The organism is Bartonella vinsonii subsp. berkhoffii ATCC 51672, from assembly GCF_902825225.1.
Classification (GTDB): Bacteria; Pseudomonadota; Alphaproteobacteria; order Rhizobiales; family Rhizobiaceae; genus Bartonella; species Bartonella berkhoffii.
In genome coordinates, this window is record NZ_CADEAK010000246.1 from 1 (window position 1) to 410 (window position 410).

Sequence of the window (410 nt, forward strand, 5' to 3'; positions counted from 1 at the left end):
AACAGAAGTTGCTATACGAAGTGCTTTCGTCGCAGCATTAAATGGGTATCAAGTTGCTGTTGTTGTACCAACAACTTTGCTTTCACGCCAACATTATAATACTTTTATTGCGCGTTTCCAAGGATTACCTGTTAAGATTGGCCATGCCTCAAGGCTTGTGAAAACTAAAGAACTCGCACAAGTCAAAAAAGGTATATTAGATGGTACGATTGATATTGTCATTGGAACGCATGCATTACTAAGCGATGCAGTTAATTTTTTACGACTAGGACTTCTTATCATTGATGAGGAACAGCATTTTGGCGTAAAACACAAAGAGCGTTTAAAAGAGCTTAAAAGCGATATTCATGTCCTTACACTTTCGGCAACCCCTATACCCCGAACTTTAGGATTAGCATTATCAGGGGTAC

General features: G+C 39.0%; 1 protein-coding gene. It reads left to right on the top strand.

Annotated elements, in window-relative coordinates:
• On the top strand, nucleotides 1-410 hold a 410-nt coding region (locus tag J7R10_RS09120), incomplete at both ends, for a DEAD/DEAH box helicase (protein ID WP_208436513.1).